The 15018-nt window shown below is 64.0% G+C and carries 12 protein-coding genes and 2 tRNA genes; 6 read left to right on the top strand and 8 right to left on the bottom strand.

Going from position 1 to position 15018, the window contains the following annotated elements:
- Nucleotides 1-277: 277 nt before the first annotated feature.
- The 4 genes from ACFFNA_RS01095 to ACFFNA_RS01080 all read right to left on the bottom strand — a co-directional run bounded on the left by ACFFNA_RS01095 (nucleotide 278) and on the right by ACFFNA_RS01080 (nucleotide 3344).
- Nucleotides 278-344: transfer RNA gene (locus ACFFNA_RS01095), tRNA-Met, on the bottom strand.
- A gap of 1 nt (nucleotide 345) precedes the next feature.
- Nucleotides 346-420, bottom strand: a tRNA-OTHER gene (locus ACFFNA_RS01090).
- 229 nt (nucleotides 421-649) lie between these two features.
- Entirely contained in the window at nucleotides 650-1198 is a 549-nt protein-coding gene (locus tag ACFFNA_RS01085) for a histidine phosphatase family protein (protein WP_111547444.1), read from the bottom strand.
- 97 nt (nucleotides 1199-1295) lie between these two features.
- The gene (locus ACFFNA_RS01080; protein ID WP_378914945.1) at nucleotides 1296-3344 is read right to left on the bottom strand and encodes a tetratricopeptide repeat protein; all 2049 of its coding nucleotides are present in this window, start codon (nucleotides 3342-3344) and stop codon (nucleotides 1296-1298) included.
- 159 nt (nucleotides 3345-3503) lie between these two features.
- Here ACFFNA_RS01080 and ACFFNA_RS01075 point away from each other — a divergent pair, with 159 nt between their 5' ends.
- From ACFFNA_RS01075 to ACFFNA_RS01065, 3 genes are all read left to right on the top strand, one after another.
- A complete protein-coding gene (locus ACFFNA_RS01075; protein WP_378914943.1) occupies nucleotides 3504-4454 on the top strand; it encodes an AEC family transporter in 951 nt (316 codons plus the stop codon).
- Between the two features lie 196 nt (nucleotides 4455-4650).
- On the top strand, nucleotides 4651-6108 hold the full coding sequence (locus tag ACFFNA_RS01070; protein ID WP_378914941.1) for an NAD-dependent succinate-semialdehyde dehydrogenase: 1458 nt from the start codon (nucleotides 4651-4653) through the stop codon (nucleotides 6106-6108).
- A gap of 91 nt (nucleotides 6109-6199) precedes the next feature.
- Nucleotides 6200-7222, top strand: a complete 1023-nt coding sequence (locus ACFFNA_RS01065; protein WP_378914939.1) for an aldose epimerase family protein — start codon at nucleotides 6200-6202, stop codon at nucleotides 7220-7222.
- Between the two features lie 9 nt (nucleotides 7223-7231).
- Here ACFFNA_RS01065 and ACFFNA_RS01060 read toward each other — a convergent pair whose 3' ends face one another.
- Complete coding sequence (locus ACFFNA_RS01060) at nucleotides 7232-8155, bottom strand: sugar kinase (RefSeq protein WP_378914937.1); 924 nt, start codon at nucleotides 8153-8155, stop codon at nucleotides 7232-7234.
- Nucleotides 8156-8306: 151 nt separating this feature from the next.
- Here ACFFNA_RS01060 and ACFFNA_RS01055 point away from each other — a divergent pair, with 151 nt between their 5' ends.
- Together ACFFNA_RS01055 and ACFFNA_RS01050 are read left to right on the top strand one after the other, a co-directional pair.
- A complete protein-coding gene (locus tag ACFFNA_RS01055) occupies nucleotides 8307-8756 on the top strand; it encodes a FixH family protein (protein ID WP_111547438.1) in 450 nt (149 codons plus the stop codon).
- A gap of 7 nt (nucleotides 8757-8763) precedes the next feature.
- Nucleotides 8764-9963, top strand: a complete 1200-nt coding sequence (locus ACFFNA_RS01050) for a cytochrome-c peroxidase (protein ID WP_378914935.1) — start codon at nucleotides 8764-8766, stop codon at nucleotides 9961-9963.
- A gap of 1 nt (nucleotide 9964) precedes the next feature.
- Here the strand turns inward: ACFFNA_RS01050 and ACFFNA_RS01045 are convergent, their stop codons facing one another.
- Nucleotides 9965-10417, bottom strand: coding sequence for an Lrp/AsnC family transcriptional regulator (locus ACFFNA_RS01045; protein ID WP_111547436.1), 453 nt, complete (start codon nucleotides 10415-10417; stop codon nucleotides 9965-9967).
- A 162-nt stretch (nucleotides 10418-10579) separates the two neighbouring features.
- Here ACFFNA_RS01045 and putA point away from each other — a divergent pair, with 162 nt between their 5' ends.
- Nucleotides 10580-14191, top strand: coding sequence for a bifunctional proline dehydrogenase/L-glutamate gamma-semialdehyde dehydrogenase PutA (gene putA, locus ACFFNA_RS01040; protein WP_378914933.1), 3612 nt, complete (start codon nucleotides 10580-10582; stop codon nucleotides 14189-14191).
- Between the two features lie 138 nt (nucleotides 14192-14329).
- Here putA and ACFFNA_RS01035 read toward each other — a convergent pair whose 3' ends face one another.
- A complete protein-coding gene (locus ACFFNA_RS01035) occupies nucleotides 14330-14701 on the bottom strand; it encodes a bleomycin resistance protein (RefSeq protein WP_378914931.1) in 372 nt (123 codons plus the stop codon).
- 1 nt (nucleotide 14702) lies between these two features.
- Nucleotides 14703-15017: a heme-degrading protein HmuQ gene (gene hmuQ, locus ACFFNA_RS01030; protein WP_111547652.1), complete on the bottom strand. Its 315-nt coding sequence runs from the start codon at nucleotides 15015-15017 to the stop codon at nucleotides 14703-14705.
- Between the last annotated feature and the right edge of the window lies 1 nt (nucleotide 15018).

Raw genomic sequence — 15018 nt, 5'->3', positions numbered from 1 at the left:
GGTCCGGGCACGAATGATCCGGGGACTGGTGGCATCAATCCGTGGCGGGCCCTCGGGAGCGGATCGCGGGGCAGGGAAGCGGGCGCCGGAGGCCTTGGCCTCCCTTGCCGGCGACACTGCGCCTTGACCATCACCGCGGGCCTGGCCGCAAGCCGATGGCGAAAGACTCTCAAGATGATCCGCGCCCGAGGGCTTGGATCGTCCGTCAGGTCTTTCGCATTCCAGTCCCCGGACCGTTTTCAGATAACACCTGGCAGGGTGCTGGCTTGTCAGCCAATGGAGAAGGAATCGAACCTTCGACAGTCAGATTATGAATCTGATGCTCTAACCAAACTGAGCTATCCGTGGTGCGGATGAAGGGACTCGAACCCCCGACCTCCGGACCCAAGTCCGGCGCTCTCCCAACTGAGCTACATCCACGATCCCAATCCCCTAAGCGGCACCGTATACAGGGCGGCAAAGCCGCCTGCACGGGCGGAGACGAAAGCTCCAACCGTTGTGCTCACTTCGGTTTTCGTGACCGGGTGCGCGCCTATAGACCCTGCGACGGGTTGTCGCAAGCGGCTTTGTCGTGGCCTATTTACGGCTTCTTTCGGCGGTGGCATTTCGGCAACACCGCGCCCAACGTCGACGACGAAGCGCCAGCCTGTCAGAAGGTGACCCGGCCGAGCACGCGCAGGCCGTCGCCCTGCGGCTCGACGACCACGGCCTCGCCTTCGCGCGGCGAGACGCCGGTCAGCGCCACGATGTCTTCCAGATGGGTGACCATGACCAGATTGTCGGAGCCGGAATAGGCGCGGATTTCCTTCATGATCGCCGCGATCTGCGCGGCTTTCTGCGTTTCATCGCCCTTCAGGAGATCGAGCGGCGCGAAGAGCTCCGGCTCGGCCTCGAAAGCGATGCGCGCGGTGTCGAGACAGCGGCAATAGCGGCTGGACAGCACACGCTCGATGGGTGCCGCGCGGGCGGCAAACAGGGCGCCGATCTTGCTCGCCTGCTGCTTACCGCGCGCCGACAGGTTGACCTGGGTGGCACAGCTGTCGATGTCGAAATTGGCCGGATCGGTGGTGCCGGTGACCATGGCATGGCGAAGCAGCACGACATGGCCGCCATCGCGCAACAGCGCCCAGCCGGCGTCTGTGGCGTGGGCTGCGGCCGGGATGGCGAGCAGAAGCAAAGCCAGCACAAATCGAATCATAGGCCATCCTTCTCCGGTTCCCGGCAATGGGTTCCGGTGACCGGGCATATAGGGAAGGTAAAGCCAGTCGAAAGACAAGGCGCGGTCGGGTGGAGCCCTACTTCTTCGCCATTTGCTTCTTCGCCAGATCGATCTTCTTGTCGGTCAGCGGGATGGGCATCGTGTAGCCGGCTTCGGTAAAGCCCTGCTTGGCGCTCTCGAAGAATTCGATCGCTTTTCGATATTCGGCCTTGCCGCCGCCATAGCTGGCGCGGTTCCAATGGATGTCGCCGAGATTATTCTGTTCGAAGGCCCACTGCATCGGCTGGCTTTCGCGGGTGAACACCTTCAGCGCTGCCGTGAAGGCTGCCTCGGCATCGCTGAGATATTTGTCGGTCCGCTGGAGATTGCCAAGGTTGAGCAGGCTCATGCCGATGCCGTTCTGGGCGTTGGCCCAGTCGACGGGTGCGGCTTCGATGGTCAACACTTCAAGTGCCGCCCGCCGCGCGGTGATGGACTCAAGCAAGGTCTTAGGGTCGGCGTTGCTCATGCTCAGCCAGTGCAGCGTCGAGCCGAGGCCTGCCTGGGTCAGCGCCCATTGCCGCGGGTTCGTCTCGCGCTTGTATTCACGCAACGCATCGCGAAAGGCGGCGATGGCCTCGCCATAGTATTCCGGCTTGTCGGTCACACCGCCGAGAACCCGCAGCGTGTTGCCAAGACTGTGCTGGCTTGCTGCCCAGTCGAGCGGGAATTTTCGTCTGACATAGACCTGTCGGGCTGCCCGGAACGATGCTGCCGACTGATCGAGCATGGCCACATCGCGGGTGCGCTGGCCAAGCGTCTGATAGATAGATCCGAGATTGTTCTGGGCGGATGCCCAGTCCTTCGGAAATCGTTGCCGGGTAAACACCGTCAGCGCATCGCCATATGCTGAGGCAGCCTCTTCGAGCGCATCGGTGCCCATGTCGAAGCGTGCGACGCCACTCAGCGCGTTGCCGAGGTTGAGCCGGGTAGTCGCCCACGCCACCGGAAAGGTTTCGCGGGTTCGCACCTTGAGCGCTGCGCGGAACGCATCGGCCGCCTCATCGATCTTTGCCTTGTCGTTGAGCTGGATGCCAAGCGTCACAAGCGTGTTGCCGAGATTGTTCTCGACCATCCCCCACTCCACCGGAGTTTTCTCGCGTGTGTATTCCTCAAGTGCCAGCCGGTAGGCAGCCTCCGCTTGCGCCAGATGTTCGCCGGCTGGCTCACGCTCGGACAGCGCGTAGAGCACGATGCCGAGATTCATCTGCGACGACGCCCAGTCAAGAGGTACCTTGTCGCGCCGTCGTTTCTCCAGCGCGGCGCGCATTGCCGTCACCGCTTCATTCAATCGCTTCGGGTCGCTCTGCCGTTCGCCGATCGTCAACAGGACATTGCCGAGATTGCCTTGGGCCGCAGCCCAGTTGATGTCATCCTTCACGCGTTCGAACACGACAAGCGAATCGCGAAAGATCTGCGCCGCTTCTTCGAGATGCGCGGTTTCGGTCTCGCGCTCGCGGTTCTGTTCGCCATTGGGGATGAAGTTCAGGATGACGCGATAGGCCTCGATGGAATGCTGCAGGGCATCGAGATCGCCGGTGGCATTGCCGGAAGCGTTGAGCGCCTCGGCTTCCTGGCTCTTGTAGTTCCAGCGCAGCTTGTCGTCCCACTTTTCGGCCAGCGAAAACGCCTTGGCGTAATCGCCGGCGGCGGACTTGTAGTCGAAGACCAGCGCCGAGGCATCGGCCCGCCTGGCGTAGATCGCGGCATCGGCAAGGCGCTTCTGCTTGACGAGGCCTTCAGCTTCATCGACCACATCGCTTGTCTGCTCGACCCGGCCGACCGCGTCATCCAGGAATTTGCGCGCCGTCACGATGGCGCCCTGGCCGATGGCCTTGTCGGCGGAGGCGACCAAGCGTTTGATCTCGGGATCGTCGGTGCGCAGCGCGGCGCGCTCGGACATCATCTTCTTCAGGCGCTCGGCCTGGGCGTCGAGCACCTTTTGCAGATCTGTCGGATCCTCGGGGATTTTTTCCGTGCCGAGCGCCTTCAGCACGCCATAGAGCGCGTCGAGCGGCACGCCTTCCTGCAGCGAGGCCAGCTCTACTTGCGCCCGCTTAGGGTCGGGCAGGTCGGAAATGGTCAACAGCAGCTGCCGCCGCTCGCCAGTGATCAACCCGTCGTTCGCGCCCGCCCTGATAATCCAAACCCTCTATAACGCTGCCAGTCTACCATGATCAAATTCGGGCATGATCAAATTCAGGCGCGATTGCGCCGCGACCGTGGCTCGCCTATCACGGGAAAAATGTCTCCGCTCACCGAAACCGTCCTTTTCGTCTTCAGCCTTGTCGCGATCGGCTATCTCGCCGGGTTCACCGGCTATCTCAGACCGGCGAGCGGCGAGGGGATATCCGATTTTGCGATCAGCGTGGCGATGCCGCTGCTGTTGTTCCAGACCATGGTGAATGCCGATTTCCACGGTGTCGCGCCATGGTCCCTCTGGGGCGCCTATTTCGCGGCAGTAGCGATCACCTGGGCCGCCGGCCATCTCGTCACCACGCGGATCTTCGGACGGGATGCACGTGCCGGGGTCGTCGGCGGCGTGTCGTCGGCCTACTCCAATGTCGTGTTGCTCGGCGCTCCCTTCATTCTCGGCATTTTCGGCCCGAGCGGCTTCGAAGTGCTGTCGCTGCTCGTCTCCGTGCACCTGCCGATCATGATGATGGCTTCGATCGTCCTCTTCGAGATGTTCGGTCGCGGCAGCGTCGAGACCATGCATCCCCTGCGCATCATCCGCAGTTTCCTGAGACGGCTGTTCATCAATCCGCTGATCATCGGCATTCTGGCAGGGCTCGCTTGGCGCCTCAGCGGCGCGCCGCTGCCCGACCTTGTCATGCGGCTGGTCGATGCGCTGGCCGCTACGGCCGGGCCGGTGGCGCTGTTTGCCATGGGGCTCAGCCTGCGCCGTTTCGGCATTTCCGGCAATGTCCGGCCGGCGCTGGCGCTTTCGGTGCTGAAGCTGTTCCTGATGCCGGCGCTGGTTCTTGCCTTCGTCTGGCTGCTCGGCCTGCCGCCCCTGACGGCCAAGGTGGCGGTCGTGGTGGCGGCGCTGCCATCCGGCATCAATTCCTATCTCATCGCCGTCCAGTTCAACACCGGCCAGGCGCTGGCGTCGAACCAGATGACCATCGCCACGGCCTGCGCCGCCGTCACCACGGCTTTCTGGCTGACGGTGGTCGTGCAGGTTTTCGGGTAGGGATATTTGAGACCCGTTCATGCCTGCCAGCCCTCGTCTCCCGCTGGCCCAACCCCTATATGCCATCTTGCGATTGCTTGCCGGCCTTGCCCTAGGTAAAGAGCAGTGGCTTTGGCGTGCCGGCTTCAGTCCATTGCGCACGCTCGCCGAAGACTTCACAGACCGGCCCGTCAGTGCGCCAAACGGAGGATAGACCATGCTTCAGAAAACCAGCCATTTCATGCGGCAGGCCAATCTCATCAATGGCGAATGGGTGCAGGCCGACAGCGGCCAGACGGTCGATGTCAACAATCCGGCCACCGGCCTCAAGATCGGGACCGTGCCGAAGTCGGGCAAGGCCGAGACCCGCCGCGCCATCGAGGCCGCTGAAACCGCCTTCAAGTCGTGGCGCAAGACGACCGCGCTCGAGCGCTCGAAGCTGCTGCGCAAGCTGCACGACGCGATGATGGACAATCAGGATGTGCTGGCCGAGCTGCTGACCATCGAGCAGGGCAAGTCGCTGTTCGAATCGAAGGGCGAGATTGGCTCGGCCGCCTCTTATATCCTGTGGTTCGCCGAGGAAGGCCGCCGCACCTATGGCGACGTGGTGCCGTCGCCTTGGGCCGACCGCCGCATCCTGGTGACCAAGGAACCGGTCGGCGTCATCGCCGCCATCACGCCGTGGAATTTCCCGTCCTCGATGCTGGCTCGCAAGCTCGGACCGGCACTTGCCGCCGGCTGCACCGCGGTCGTCAAGCCTGCGTCGCAGACGCCGTACTCGGGTCTGGCCTGGGGCGCGCTTGCCGAGGAAGTCGGCTTCCCCAAGGGCGTCATCAACATCCTGACCGGTTCGGCCAGCGAGATCGGCGACGAGATCTGCGCCAATCCTCTGGTGTCGAAGATCACCTTCACCGGATCGACCGAGGTCGGTAAGCTTCTCATCCAGAAGTCGTCCGTCACCGTCAAGAAGGTGTCGATGGAGCTCGGCGGCAACGCGCCGTTCATCGTCTTCGACGACGCCGACCTCGAACGTGCGGTCGCCGGCGCGATCACCGCCAAATATCGTAATTCCGGCCAGACCTGCGTCTGCACCAACCGTTTCCTGGTTCAGGCTGGCGTCTATGACAGGTTCGTCGAGAAGCTCGCTGCCGCCAGCAACGGGTTGAAGGTCGGTTCCGGCCTCGAGGACGGCGTGCAGCAGGGACCGCTGATCGACGAGAAGGCAGTCGAGAAGGTCGAAGAGCTGATTGCCGACGCCACTGCCAAGGGCGGCAAGATCGTTGCCGGCGGCAAGCGCCACGCGCTCGGCGGCTCGTTCTTTCAGCCGACGGTCATTGCCAACGCGACACCCAAGATGCGCTTCATGAAGGAAGAGATCTTTGGCCCGGTCGCCCCGGTGTTCAAGTTCGAGTCCGAGGAAGAGGCAATCGCGCTCGCCAACGACACCGAATTCGGCCTCGCCTGCTATTTCTACACCGGCGATCTCGGCCGCGCCTTCCGCGTCATGGAAGGGCTGAAATACGGCATGGTCGGCGTCAATGAAGGCCTTATCACCACGCCCGAGGCGCCGTTCGGCGGCGTCAAAGAATCCGGCCTCGGCAAGGAAGGCGGACATCAGGGCATCGAGGATTACCTTGACACCAAATATGTCTGCATCGGCGGCCTCGGCCTCTGATACACTATCCCCAGATGGGCAGATATGTGACCTGCTCACCTGGGTCGAGAAAACCAGCCGAAATCCTCTGGATCAACTGGCGTTTGCGGGCATGGCAATGAAGGACGGCGAGGTTTTCGGCACGACGCAGGCAGGCGAGCCGGTGCGTCGCTTCATGATCAGGGGCGGTGGTCTCACCGCCAACATCATCGGGCTGGGCGCGATCATTCAGGATTTGCGCCTCACCGGGCACGATGCGCCGCTGGTGCTCGGCTATAACAATTTGGAAGCCTATGAGACCGACACCGCCTTCTTCGGCGCGGTTGTCGGCCGCTATGCCAATCGCATCCGAGACGGCCGCTTCACCATCGCCGGCCAGCGCTATCAGACCGAACGCAACTTCCTCGACAAGCATACGCTGCATGGCGGTTCGCAAGGCTATTTCCACCGGCCGTGGACGGTTTCGCTGCATGGCAGGGATTTCGTCACGCTGACGCTGCATGATCCCGACGGCACGATGGGCTTTCCCGGCGCGCTCGACGTCACCTGCACCTACCGGCTGAAGATCCCCGGCACGCTCAGCGTCGAACTGACCGCGACCTGCGAGGAGCCGACGCTGTGCAATCTCACCCAGCACTCCTATTTCAACCTGGATGATGGTGGCGCTGGCGACATTCTCGACCACAGGATGATGCTGAATGCCGGCGCCTATCTGCCGGTCGATGGCGACATGATCCCGACCGGCGTGGTCAAGCCGGTTGACGGCACGCCCTTCGATTTTCGTCAGGCGCGGTCGCTGCGCATGGAGACCGAGGGCGAACAGCTGCCCTACGACCAGAATTTCTGCCTCGCTCCGACGCGCGGGCCGCTCAAGCAGGCGGCTTGGACGCAAGGGGCGAGTTCCGGTGTCGAGATGGAGGTCTGGACCACGGAGCCCGGAGTCCAGCTCTACACCGGCCAGTACGTGACGCCGCGCAAGGGGTTGGAAGGACGAGACTACAAGGCCTTCTGCGGTTTCTGCCTGGAGCCGCAAGTGTGGCCGGATGCGCCGAACCGGCCGTATTTCCCGCAGGCAACGCTGTGGCCGGGCGCGATCTACCATCATGTGACGGAGTATCGGTTCCGGCTTCCGTAGTTCTTCAGGTCATTCGTTTTCGAACGCCGCTCGCAACGTCTCGAACGGCGCCAGCGCGCCGCGCACCTGTACCACGGCGGCGGCGACGCGATGGGCGCGCAATGCGGCATTTGCCGGGGCGTGGCCGGCGAGGCGTGCGGCCAGATAGGCGCCATTGAAGGAATCGCCGGCGCCGGTTGTGTCGACGGGTGCCTCGACATGGATCGCCGGCACGTCGTGCAATGTTCCGTTTTCGGCAATTAGCGCCGGCGCCTCGCCGTTCTTGACGACGACCTCGCTGACCATTTGCCCGAGCCGTTCGGCGGTCGCTTGCGGCGTTGCATCCTCAAACAGCATCTGCTCGTCGGGAAAGGTCGGCAAGGCGATGTCGGAGACGGCAAGCGCTTCGGCGATCGCTGCCTGCGCATCCTCGCGCCGGCGCCAGAGCCGCGGCCGGTAGTTGGGGTCGAAGGCGACAGTCGAGCCAGCCGCGCGCGCCTTGGCCACAGCCGCCAATAGCGTGGCGCGCGCGGCGTCCTCCAGAATTGCCAAAGTGATACCGGAAAAATATACAAGCGACTGATTTTCCAGGTTTTTCGACAATGCGGCCGGATCCGAGGCGAGCTGCCGGGCGGCGGCGTCGCCGCGCCAGTAGGTGAAGGAGCGCTCGGCACCGGTCAGTGTGATCGCATAGAGGCCGGGCCTTGCCCCCGCTATGATCGGGCTGGAGCCGATGCCGATGCCGTTTTCGGCGAAGAAACCGATCTGGCCTTGCGAGAAGGGATCGTCGCCGAAGGCCGAGACATAGGTGGCTGGCCGCTCAGTGCTCAACGCGTGCAGCGCCCACAGCGTGTTGAACGTGTCGCCGGCAAAGCCCATGCGCCAGTTCGGCCCCGTCTGGCCCGACAGTTCAAGCATGCATTCGCCGATCGAGGCGACGCCGTTTCCCGCCATCTGCAATCCTCCAATGATCCCGGTGCTGTAGCTTTTTGCCACCGGCAGCGCCATGCTTGGCAAGCAGGGTTTTTTCCGCCACAGCGTTTTCCCACAAGCTGGCGGGACGCGATCCGTCCGGCAAAACGTTGTCTGCAGAAGAGGAACCGGTTTGGCATCGTTATGGCGTTATCTTCTGGCGGGTCTTGGTCTGGCTGCCTTGCTGGTCGGCATTCTCGCGGTCGTCTATCTGACGGCGCCGCGATCGTCGCAGCCTGCCGTCCCGGATGTGTCGCGGACGAAGAACACCGACAACGGGCTTTTCGTGGCAAGCTTTTCGCCCGAGCGGGGCGTTGTGCGGCAAGGCGAACTGGAATCCTGGCTGCTGACCCTGAAGACAAAAGCCGGCGCGCCGGTGGAGGGGGCCGCGATCGCGATTTCCGGCGGCATGCCGCAGCACAATCACGGCCTGCCGACCAGCCCGCAAGCGACCGACTATCTCGGCGACGGGCGCTATCGGATCGAAGGGGTGAAATTCACGATGAGTGGCTGGTGGCAACTGCACTTCGCCATCTCGGCCACGGCCGGCTCCGACACGGTGCTGTTCAACGTGGTGCTGTGAGCGACCGATGAGGCACTTTCCGCGTGTTCTGACGCTGATGGTGGCGGTCATCCTTACCGGGTGCGGAGAGCCGGATTTTTCCGATACCGAAAAGAAGACCATCGCCTCGCTGGCGCTGTCGGCGCTGCCGTCGCTGAAGCCCGACACCACCAATCGTTTTGCCGATGTGCCGGCCGCTGCCGCTCTCGGCTCGACGCTGTTCTTCGACCAGGGGATGAGCCGTGATGGCACGGTGTCGTGCTCGACCTGCCACAAGATCGACCGCCAGTTCCAGGACGACCTGCCGCAAGCAGTCGGCGTCGGCCACACCAATCGGCGCACCATGCCGCTGGCCGGCGTCGCGCGCGATCCCTGGTTCTTCTGGGATGGCCGCCGCGACAGCCTGTGGGCGCAAGCGCTGACGCCGCTCGAAAACCCGCTGGAGCAGGCGGGAAACCGCGCCGCCTATGCGCATTATATCAAGGCGCGATTCGGCGAGCGCTATGAGCGCATCTTCGGGCCGCTGCCCGATTTCGCCGGCATGCCGTTGAATGCCAGCCCGCTCGGAAACGATGCCGAGAAGGCCGCCTGGAACGCGATGAGCGGCGCGCAGCGCGACGCGATCAACGGCGTCTATGCCAATATCGGCAAGGCGATAGCCGCCTTCGAACGATCGATCGAGCCGGCGCCGACGCGCTTCGACCGCTTTGCGCTGGACCTCGTCACCGGCGCCGAGCCAAAAGGCGATGCGGCCTTTTCCAAGGAGGAAATCCTCGGTCTGAAACTGTTCATCGGCAAGGCCAATTGCGTGACCTGTCACGATGGCCCGCGCTTCACCGACAACAGTTTTCACAACACCGGCGTGCCGCCCGTTGCGGATCTGCCGCCGGATCGCGGCCGCATCGATGCGGTGGCGCAGGTCGAGGCCGACCCGTTCAACTGTTTAGGCGCCTTCCGTGACGGCGATGCCAGCGCCTGTGGCGAACTGCGTTTCATGGTCAAGGACGCGCCGCAGCTGATCCGGGCCTACAAGACACCGTCGTTGCGCGGCGCGGCGACGCGCCCACCCTATATGCATGCCGGGCAATTCTCGTCGCTTGACGAGGTGGTCGCGCATTACGCCAAGGCAGCGCCCAGTGTCGAGGGGACATCCGAAATCCATCCGCTGGAGCTGTCGGACCGCGAACGTGCGGCACTGGTGGCCTTCCTGAAGACGCTGGCGGAGTGATCTACCGGTCCTTCACCGTCTCCATCGCCACGAAGGTCGAGGTCTGGGCGACATGGGGCAAGGCCGAGATGCGCTCGCCCAGCACACGGCGATAGGCGGCGATATCCCGGGTGCGGACCTTCAGCAGATAGTCGAAGCTCGACGCCATCATGTGGCACTGCTCGATCTCCGGCACCCCCTGCACGGATCGATTGAAGGCATCGAGCGCGGCTGATCGGGTGTCGGACAGTTTCACCTGGACGAAGGCGACATGGCCTTCGCCCATGCGCTCGCGGTCGATGATCGCCTGGTAACCCCTGATGTAGCCGTCCTTCTCCAGCCGCTTCACCCGCGCCTGTACCGGCGTCTTCGACAGGCCGACCTTTGCCGCCAGTTCGGACATCGAAAGCCGGCCATCGCTTGCCAATGCCGACAAGATGTTCCTGTCGATGCGGTCCAATTGGTCTTCTGTCATCGAAAGTGCAGTCCATCTGCCAATTCTGGACCGCAATGATAGATCGAATGACCCAAAATGTCGATTTCTTCGGACCGACTGAAATTCGCACCTGTGCTAGCTTGCGCCATTCGGTCCGGTGACCGCCGGCCCGATCCCCTTTGCTCGATCCATGGGACCGCCATGCCAGCGCTTGATGCCATCCGCCAGCAGATCCGCGCCAACTATCTGCCCGACGAAGACGAAGCCGTGAGGCGACTGGCCGAGGCGACCGGGCTTTCCGCGAAAGACCGCAAGGCGATCTCGGCCCGCGCCGCCGATCTGGTGCGGGCGGTGCGCGGCTCATCTGATCCAAGGCTGATGGAAGTGTTCCTCTCCGCCTATGGCCTTTCCACCAAGGAAGGTGTGGCGCTGATGTGCCTGGCCGAGGCGCTGCTGCGCGTGCCCGACACCGAGACGATGGACGATCTCATCGCCGACAAGATTGCGCCGCACGACTGGTCGGCGCATTCCGGTGGTTCGAGTTCCATCTTCGTCAATGCCTCGACCTGGGCGCTGATGCTGACCGGCCGCGTCCTCGATGAAGGCGAGGGCGGCATCGAAGGCACGCTGCGCTCAATGGTGCGCCGGCTGGGCGAGCCGGTCATCCGCAAGGCGGTGGCCGCAGCCATGCGTGAGATGGGCGAGCAGTTCGTGCTCGGCCGTACCATCACCGAGGCCGTCAAGCGCGGCCGGCCGATGACGCAGAAGGGCTATCTCTATTCCTTCGACATGCTGGGCGAGGCGGCCCGCACCGAGGCTGACGCGCTGCGCTATCACAAGGCCTATGCCGACGCGATTTCCTCGCTCGACGCGGGTTCCAACGGGCCGGACATTCGCCAGAATCACGGCATCTCGGTCAAGCTTTCGGCACTGCATCCGCGCTACGAGGTGGCGCAGAAGGACGAAATGCTGCCTGTCTTGGCCGAGCGGCTGTTGTCGCTGGCACTCGCCGCGCGGCATTCGCGCATGGGCCTCAACATCGACGCCGAGGAGGCCGACCGCCTCGATCTGTCGCTCGATGTGATCGAGCGCGTGCTGGCCGAGCCGGAGCTTGCCGGCTGGAACGGCTTTGGCGTCGTCGTCCAGGCCTATGGCCCGCGCGCCGCCTTTGCCATCGACTGGCTCTATGCGCTGGCCAAGAAATACGACCGGACCATCATGGTGCGGCTGGTGAAGGGCGCCTATTGGGACACCGAGATCAAGCGGGCGCAGACGCTCGGGCTCACGGGCTATCCAGTCTTCACCCGCAAGGTCAACACCGACGTCTCCTACATGGCTTGCGCGAAGAAGCTGCTGTCGATGACCGACCGCATCTATCCGCAATTCGCCACCCACAACGCCCACACCGTTGCCGCTATCCTGTCGATGTCGGGAGACCGCGATTCCTTCGAGTTCCAGCGCCTGCACGGCATGGGCGAGGCGCTGCACGAGACGGTGCGCCGGTCCGAAGGCACGCGCTGCCGCATCTATGCGCCGGTCGGCGCGCATTCCGATCTGCTTGCCTATCTGGTTCGGCGGCTGCTGGAGAACGGCGCCAATTCCTCCTTCGTGCATCAGCTGACCGACGAGGAGGTCGAGCCGGAGGACATCGCCCGCGATCCGCTCGAAACGGTCGAGGACCAAGGCCCCGCCGCCAATCCGGCGATTGCCCGGCCTTCCCAGATCTTCGGCGCTGGGCGCCGCAATTCGAAGGGTTTTGATATCACCGACACGGTGACGCTGGCGGCGATCGACAAGGCCAGGGCGGCGTTCGCAGGCCCCGACCGCTGGCATGCCAAGCCGATCACGCGGGCCGCCGGCTATGGCAAGCAGCGGCCGATCGTGAATCCGGCCAAGCCTTCCGAAGTGGTCGGCACGGTCAGCGAAGCCACCGCCAAGCAGGTGGCGACCGCCGTGCGCATTGCCGTCGAGGCACAGCCGACCTGGGCAAAGCGTCCTGCCGCCGAGCGCGCCGCCATCCTCAACCGCGCTGCCGATCTCTATGAGGCCAACGCCGTCGAGTTCTTCGCGCTGGCCACCCGGGAAGCCGGCAAATCGCTGGCCGACGGTGTGGCCGAGGTGCGCGAGGCGGTCGACTTCCTGCGCTATTACGCTGCCGAGGCGGCCAATGCCGAACCGGGCACGCAGGCGCGCGGTGCCATCATCTGCATTTCACCATGGAATTTTCCGCTCGCCATTTTCACCGGCCAGATCGCGGCGGCACTCGTCACCGGCAATTCGGTGATCGCCAAGCCGGCCGAACAGACGCCACTGATCGCTTTCCGCGCCGTCGAAATGCTGCGCGAGGCCGGTGTGCCGGAAGATGTCATCCAGCTTCTGCCTGGCGACGGCCCCTCGGTCGGCGGCCCGCTGACTGCTGATCCACGCATTGCCGGCGTCTGCTTCACCGGCTCGACCGAGGTCGCCAAGCTGATCGAGAAGCAACTGGCCGAGACAGCCGCGCCCGACGCCATGCTCATCGCCGAGACTGGCGGTCTCAACGCCATGATCGTCGATTCCACCGCGCTGCCCGAACAGGCGGTGCGCGACATCCTGGCCTCGGCCTTCCAGAGCGCCGGCCAGCGCTGCTCGGCGCTGCGTGTGCTCTATGTGCAGAAGGACGTCGAGAAGAAGATGCTGGAGATGCTGAAGGGCGCCATGGAGGCGCTCAGCATCGGTGACCCCTGGCGGATTTCGACCGATGTCGGCCCGGTCATCGACGACGAGGCGCAGACTTCGATCCGCGAGTACTGCACGAAGATGGGACTGCAGGGCCGGCTGATCGCCAAGCTCGAAGCACCGAAGGATGGCCGCTTCGTCGCGCCGCATGTCTTCCGGGTCAAGGGCATCGAGGACATGGAGCGCGAGGTGTTCGGGCCGGTGCTGCATGTCGCGACGTTCGACGCCGACGAGATCGATGCGGTCATCGCCGCCATCAACCGCAAGGGCTATGGCCTGACTTTCGGCCTGCACACCCGCATCGAGGGCCGCGTCCAGCATTTCGTCGACGGCATCCATGCCGGCAACATCTACGTCAACCGCAACCAGATCGGCGCCGTCGTCGGTTCGCAGCCATTTGGCGGCGAGGGGCTGTCAGGCACCGGGCCGAAGGCCGGCGGCCCGCACTATCTCCGCCGCTTCCGCAAAGGGCCGGAGGCCGGCACGCACATTGCCGAAGGCCACAAGGTGACGGCGACCGAGCTTGCCGACAATCTGCCCGATCCGACGTTGGGCGGCTGGTCGACGCGGCCCGACCGGGTCGCCATTCTGAGGAAGCATCTGCGCGGCAAGGGTGCGGCGGCGATTGGTGCCGCCGCCGGCATCGACTTCGGCCAGGTCGACCTGCCCGGGCCGACCGGCGAGGCCAACACGCTGTCGCTGTCACCGCGCGGAAGGGTGCTGTGCCTTGGCCCGGATGGCGACACGCTGCTCGCGCAGACGATCCAGGCGCTCGCTGCCGGCAATGCGGTGCTGGCGGTGGCGCCCGGCGCACCGGCGGCACTCTCGGCGTTGACCGGTAAGGGCCTGCCGCTGGCCGCCATAGACGGCCGGCCCGATCCGGTCGAAGCGCGCTCGCTGCGCGTCGATGTCGTTGCTTTCTCGGGCACACCGGAGGCTGCCCGCATCGTGCGCAAGGTCATCGCCGACCGCACCGGCCCGATCGTGCCGCTGGTCAGCGAGGTGCTCAACCCGGCGGCCTATGCGCATGAACGCGCCGTCTGCGTCGACACCACCGCGGCAGGCGGCAATGCCAGCCTGCTGGCCGGCTCCTAGAGCGGTTCATCGTTTCACGGAAACGCAGAGCCGCTCTATCTGTTTGTTTTGACGCAATTCCCTAAGGGAAAGCGCTACGCGCTTTTCCCGGGAAAACCGTTTCACATTTTTGCTGGAATTGCTCCAATGGCCGGCTGCTCACACCTCTTCGGGTGCGCAGCCGAACCTCAGCAAATTGCCGTGCGGGTCCCGGATATAGAATTCCTTCATGTTCCACGGCCGCAAGGTGAACGGACTGAGCTGCCCCACCCCGCGCGCTGAAAATTCGGTATGCAGTGCCGGCACCTCGCCGCCCCTGATGTAGCAGGACGAGACTTCTGGAAGCTTGCGGTCGTCGCTCTTCCAGAAATGGATCTCGATGTCGCCACGGCGCACGATCAGATAGTCGTCCATCTCCGGCTCGACGACACCGAAGCCGAGCTCGTCGCGATAGAAATCGCGCGTCTCCACAATGTCGGGTGAGGGCAGGACCGGAATGCTGCGCGCGGGGTCCTCGGGAGGCTTTGTCACCTCAGGCACCTTCCACGACGGAAAAGCCCTCGAATTGCGGATGGCCGAGATAGTGGACTTTCGTCGTGCCGACATTTCTGTGGGCGGCGCGAAAATTCTCCGATTTGGTCCAGGCGACAAAATCATCGTGGCTCGCCCACACCGTGTGGGAGGCAAACAGCGTGTAGCCTTCAGCCTCGTTGACCGGGCCGCGCAGCAGATGGAATTCCCGGAAGCCTGCCATCTCCGCAAGGCTGGAATCGCGGTTCTTCCAGACGGCTTCGAAGTCAGCCTCCGAGCCGTTCTGCACCTTGAAGCGGTTCATGGCGATGTACATG

Origin of the sequence: Mesorhizobium kowhaii, from assembly GCF_042431665.1 — a bacterium.
In the GTDB taxonomy this organism is placed as follows: domain Bacteria; phylum Pseudomonadota; class Alphaproteobacteria; order Rhizobiales; family Rhizobiaceae; genus Mesorhizobium; species Mesorhizobium kowhaii.
The sequence above is the reverse complement of the archived record's forward strand: the minus strand, read 5'-3'. Positions and strand labels throughout refer to the sequence as shown.